Consider the following 4,829-nt stretch of genomic DNA (forward strand, 5'->3'; position numbering starts at 1 on the left):
CCCTGAAGGAACGCCTGTTGGGTCAATTGACTTTTTCGTAAATGGCGTGCGAGGCTCGCGCGGGGCGCCATGTCGATTCCGGCATGGCATGGGTTTTGGTTCGGGACAGAAGGGTGACGCCGCCATGGCGATCGCCCCGGTGTTTCGGCGTGTGGGAGTGGCAATGCGAGAATATTATTCGATCACCGAGTTGACCCGCGAGTTCGACGTGTCGACGCGGACGCTGCGCTTTTATGAGGACGAAGGGCTGGTGCAGCCGGTGCGGCGCGGCCGCACGCGGCTGTTTCGCCCCTCCGACCGGCAGCTCATTCGCCAGATCATGCGCGGCAAAAGGCTTGGCTTCTCGATCAACGAGATTCGCGAAATCATCCAGATGTACAAGGAGCCGCCCGGCGAAGTCGGCCAGCTCAACCTGATGATCAAGCGCATCGAGGAAAAGCGCGAGGATCTCCGGCAGAAACGCCGCGACCTCGAGGAGACGCTGGCTGAACTCGACCAGGCCGAGGAGTCTTGTGTGGAGCGGCTGGTGGAGCTTGGCGTGAATACGTAGGCAGAGAGTTTGAGGGACAGCGCCCCCCTCTCTCCTGCCGGACATCTCCCCCACGAGGGGGGAGATTGGCCGCTTGAAAGCCAGCTCAAATCCAGCGGCGCACGCGTTTGGCGTAGTCGCGGTATTTCTTGCCGAATTTTGCCGCCAGCACCTTTTCCTCGCCTTCGATCGCCACCTTCTGCGTGGCATAGGCGGCGATGAACGCCAGCGGCAGGAACCACACGATGCCCGAGACAAAGGCGACGCCGATCAACAGCAGCGTGTTGGCCAGATACATCGGATTGCGGGTGACGCCGAAGGGACCCGTGGTGACCAGGTGATCGGGTACAGCGTTGGGGTTGAGCGTGGTCTTGGCCCGGATCATGGTGCGGATCGCGGTGAACCAGAGTGCGGCGACGGCAAACAGCGCCACCCAGCCGGCCGCGAACAGGATATCGCCCAGCAGGTCGCCGATCCAGGGCAGGGGATAGAGCAGGCCCAGTGCGATGCTGACGGCGATGGCGGCGATGTAGATCAGCGGCGGCCACGGTATGAGCCCCGGCTTCGGCTGGTTCTCGGTCATTCGGCCCCTCCCTCCATCAACTTGCTGTCGGTCTTGGCGGTGCACATGCCGGCGAGATCGGACAAATGCGCTTTCCACTCCGCAGTCTGATCGTTGTTGTAGAGCCTATCAAGCGTGGACTCGCCCTCGAGTGTATCGAGCATGCAGACACAGTAGCTCGTACAGAACTCGGTGTCGCGCGACTGCTCGCAGGACAGCTGGCAGGTTTTGAGGAAATTCACCTGCGGGGTTTCGACCTGCGCCGGCATGATCTGCGAGAACAGCCAGACGCAGCCGATCAGCAGCGGCTGGTGGATCAAATAGAAAGCCAGGCTGTGCCGACCGATGAAGACCAGCGGGTTGGCCAAGCGACCGGGCGCCAGATTGGCAAGCCTGGCAAGCAGGCCGGCACCTGCGGCGAGTTTCGTCACCGCGATGCCCGCAAGCACGGCGCCGAACCACGGAAACAGCGGAACGTAGTCGTTGGAGCGCGGATTGGTCGCCGACAGGCCGACCCACCACAGCCATGGGTGATCGAAGGCCTCGAAGCGCAGATAGACGGGGGCGGCGATAACGAGCGCAGCGACGACAAGCGTCAGCAGCGCCGGCAGGCGCAGGAAGGCGAGACCGAGCAGGCTGGCCAGCGCGATCTCGTGCAAGATGCCGAAGAAGATGAAGCCGTCCGGAGTGGCTATGCGGGTGACGACCGAAATCGCGATCGCGGCTCCGGCGACCATGGCGAACCGCTTCCAGAAGCCGTTCCAGCGGATTTGTCGGCCGTGGGCGAGATACAGGCTGACGCCGACCAGGAACAGGAAGGTCGAGGCGATGCAGCGCGCGTAGATCTTCCACCAGCCGAAGGCGGTCAGGCCGGGATCGGTGTAGCCGAAGAACTCCAGATCCCAGGTGAAATGGTAGCTTGCCATGGCGATCAGCGCGATGCCGCGCACGATGTCGATGGCGACGATGCGCTTTGGTCGATCCTGAACGGGTGCGGTCGGCGTTTGGATGCTCATGGTCTCGCATTCTGATTCAGCCCCGCTGGAGGACTATCACGGTTGCCCGGGACAAAAGAAGACCGGCAACCCTGCCGATAGCGCCGGATCAGCCGCGGCATTGGGCCAGTGCCGGAAAGCCTTTGGCCGGCTTCGCTTTTGCCGGATGCACGTCGGTTTCCTCTTATTGGCGCTGAGGTCGCCACGGCAGATTTGACCCGGTGAATCTGCTTCGGGGAAAGCAATGTCCACCCATGTGCGCCATCCGATCTGGCTACCGGCCCTCAAGGCCGCGGACGCGCGCACCTTCGCTTCGCTCTATGCGGTCGAATCCTTCGCCCGCGCCACGGTGTCGAGCGTCATCCCGATCCAGGCTTACGAGATCCTGCACAACGAGCAGATCGTCTCGATCCTCTACACCGTCGTGGCGATGCTCGGCCTGTCGGTGACATTGTTCATGCCGATGCTGATCCGCCGTTTCGCCCGGCGCTGGGTCTACACGGCGGGCGCCTGCCTGCTGGCCATTGGCTCGCTGTTCTTCGTCACCGACACGCTTGCCGGGCAACTGGCCGGCATGCTGTGCCGGGTGATGGGCGCCAGCGCGCTGTCGATCACGCTCAACCTCTACATCATGGACCACATCCGCAAGACCGACTTCATGCAGGCCGAATCGCTGCGCATGGCGTGGTCGATGCTGGCCTGGACCGGTGGGCCGACGCTCGGCATCTTCCTCTACACGCGCTTCGGCGTCTATGCCGCGCATGGCGCGGTGGCCGTGTTCGCGTTAGCCTTGCTGGCATTGTTCTGGACCTACCGGCTCGGCGACAACCCGTCGATCCGTCCCGGCAAGACGCGACCAGCCAATCCGCTCGCCAATATCGGCCGCTTCATCGCCCAGCCCAGGCTCAGGCTGGCCTGGCTGATCGCGTTTGGGCGCTCCTGTTTCTGGACGACGTTCTTCGTCTATGGGCCGCTGTTCATGGTCATTACGGGTGAGGGCAAGCTGGCCGGCGGCCTGCTGGTTTCGGCCGGCAACGCGCTTTTGTTCATGGCGATTTTCTGGGGCAAGGCGGGAAAGCGCTTTGGCGGCCGCAGGACCATGACATTTGCCTATTTCGCCATGTCGGTCGCGCTTCTGGCGGCGGGCTTCGTCGGCGAAACCGTGCCGCTGCTCACCGGCGCCTTCCTGCTCTGCGGCGCCTTCTTCACCATTGCACTCGACGCGCTCGGCTCGACCGCCTTCATGCGCTCGGTGCGCTCCTATGAAAGATCGCAGATGGCGGCAGTCTATCGCACCTATCTCGACTTTTCCGAGCTGACGCCGCCGCTGGTCTATTCGGTGGTGCTGGCCTTCTTCGGCCTGGGCTCGGTGTTCGTCACGCTCGGCCTGCTGGCGGCGGTCTGCGGCTTCGTGACGTGGCGCTATCTGCCGAAATCGCTTTGACCTTCATGGCGCATTCGCAACGGTCGCCGGCGGAATTTGGTTTGCCGGACGCGAGGATTCTGCCTATAGTCGCCGGTGTCGCCGGTTCCATTTTGGAGCCAAGAGGGAATGCGGTAAGGGCGGATTTCGCCCAATGCCGTGGCTGCCCCCGCAACTGTGTGCGGTAGTCCTCTCCATATGCCACTGAAGATTTTTCTTCGGGAAGGTGGGGAAGGACGCTGATCCGTGAGCCAGGAGACCTGCCGGCGACAGGAAACTGACTTCGATGCCCTCGGGTGGAGGGCGAAAGGACAAGACATGACTACCGCTTCCGTCTCCCTCGGCGCTTCCGTCTCCTCGCAGTCGCGCTTCATGCAGCTTGCGCTCGCCGCGCTGCTCGGCATTTTCGTGATGGGCTTTGTCGGCTTCTCGCATATCGATGCGGTCCACAATGCGGCTCACGACTATCGCCATTCGATGGCGTTTCCCTGCCACTGACGAGGGGCTGACATCATGAACCTGTTTCGCAACGTCGTGTTCATCGCGGCGATCGCAGGGCTCGTGGCCGGCGTCGTTCTCGCCTGCATGCAGGCCTATGCGACCGTGCCGCTGATCCTGAAGGCGGAAGTCTACGAACAGGCGGGCGGCGGGCATCACCATGACCATGCCGCTCCGGCAGCAACGGATAGCAATGCCATGAGCACAGCCGCTCCGGCCCCTGCCGAAGCGACTGCTGCGGCGGAAGACGAGGGCTGGGCGCCGGCAGACGGTTTCGAGCGTTTCGCCTTCAGCGTGCTTGCCAACATCGTCACCGGCATCGGCTTCGGGTTGATCCTGGTCGCGGTTTCCGAATTCGCCGGCGGTATCGGTGGTTGGCGCCAGGGCGTGTTCTGGGGCTTGGCCGGCTTTGCCGTGTTCACGCTGGCGCCGGGCCTCGGCCTGCCGCCGGAACTGCCGGCCATGCCGGCCGCCGATCTCACCCAGCGCCAGATCTGGTGGTGGGCAACGGTGGCGGCAACCGCTGCCGGTCTCGGCCTGATCGCGTTCCGCAAGTCGCTGCCGCTGGCGATCCTTGCCGTCCTTTTGATCGTCGCACCGCATGTTGTCGGGGCACCGCAGCCCGACAGTTACGAGACGGCGATTCCGGAAGGGCTGCATCACCAGTTCGTGGTGGCGGTGACCGTGACCAATCTGGTGTTCTGGCTGGTGCTCGGAGCGGTCGTCGGTGTGGTGCGCGGTCGCTTCACCGGCACCGCGACCAGCCTGCGCGACAGCTTTGCCTGATCGCAAGACACTGACCTTTCTCATCGGCGGTGTGCG

At 63.5% G+C, this 4,829-nt stretch carries 6 protein-coding genes and 1 riboswitch; of the genes, 4 read left to right on the plus strand and 2 right to left on the minus strand.

The window, feature by feature from the left end; genetic code table 11:
- Nucleotides 1–163: 163 nt before the first annotated feature.
- Nucleotides 164–550 carry a MerR family DNA-binding transcriptional regulator gene (locus tag EN969_RS17135; protein WP_013531113.1) on the plus strand — a complete coding sequence of 129 codons (387 nt, stop codon included), beginning with the start codon at nt 164–166 and terminating at the stop codon, nt 548–550.
- A gap of 85 nt (nt 551–635) precedes the next feature.
- On the opposite strand, the gene EN969_RS17140 is transcribed toward EN969_RS17135, so the two are convergent.
- Nucleotides 636–1,112: an isoprenylcysteine carboxylmethyltransferase family protein gene (locus tag EN969_RS17140; protein WP_024501351.1), complete on the minus strand. Its 477-nt coding sequence runs from the start codon at nt 1,110–1,112 to the stop codon at nt 636–638.
- Complete coding sequence (locus tag EN969_RS17145) at nt 1,109–2,107, minus strand: DUF1624 domain-containing protein (RefSeq protein ID WP_063168230.1); 999 nt, start codon at nt 2,105–2,107, stop codon at nt 1,109–1,111. Before EN969_RS17145 ends, EN969_RS17140 begins: the two co-directional genes overlap by 4 nt.
- Before the next feature lie 223 nt (nt 2,108–2,330).
- Between EN969_RS17145 and EN969_RS17150 the strand changes: the two genes are divergently transcribed.
- The 3 genes from EN969_RS17150 (at nt 2,331) to EN969_RS17160 (ending at nt 4,793) form a co-directional block, all read left to right on the plus strand.
- Entirely contained in the window at nt 2,331–3,530 is a 1,200-nt protein-coding gene (locus EN969_RS17150; protein WP_013531116.1) for an MFS transporter, read from the plus strand.
- 65 nt (nt 3,531–3,595) lie between these two features.
- Nucleotides 3,596–3,792, plus strand: a riboswitch (cobalamin riboswitch).
- A 35-nt stretch (nt 3,793–3,827) separates the two neighbouring features.
- Nucleotides 3,828–4,007 (plus strand): CbtB domain-containing protein, encoded by a 180-nt coding sequence (locus EN969_RS17155; protein ID WP_013531117.1) that lies wholly within the window; start codon nt 3,828–3,830, stop codon nt 4,005–4,007.
- Nucleotides 4,008–4,022: 15 nt separating this feature from the next.
- Complete coding sequence (locus EN969_RS17160; RefSeq protein WP_013531118.1) at nt 4,023–4,793, plus strand: CbtA family protein; 771 nt, start codon at nt 4,023–4,025, stop codon at nt 4,791–4,793.
- Nucleotides 4,794–4,829 lie beyond the last annotated feature (36 nt).

Origin of the sequence: Mesorhizobium sp. M7A.F.Ca.CA.003.01.2.1 (assembly GCF_003998945.1) — a bacterium.
Taxonomy (GTDB): Bacteria; Pseudomonadota; Alphaproteobacteria; order Rhizobiales; family Rhizobiaceae; genus Mesorhizobium; species Mesorhizobium ciceri.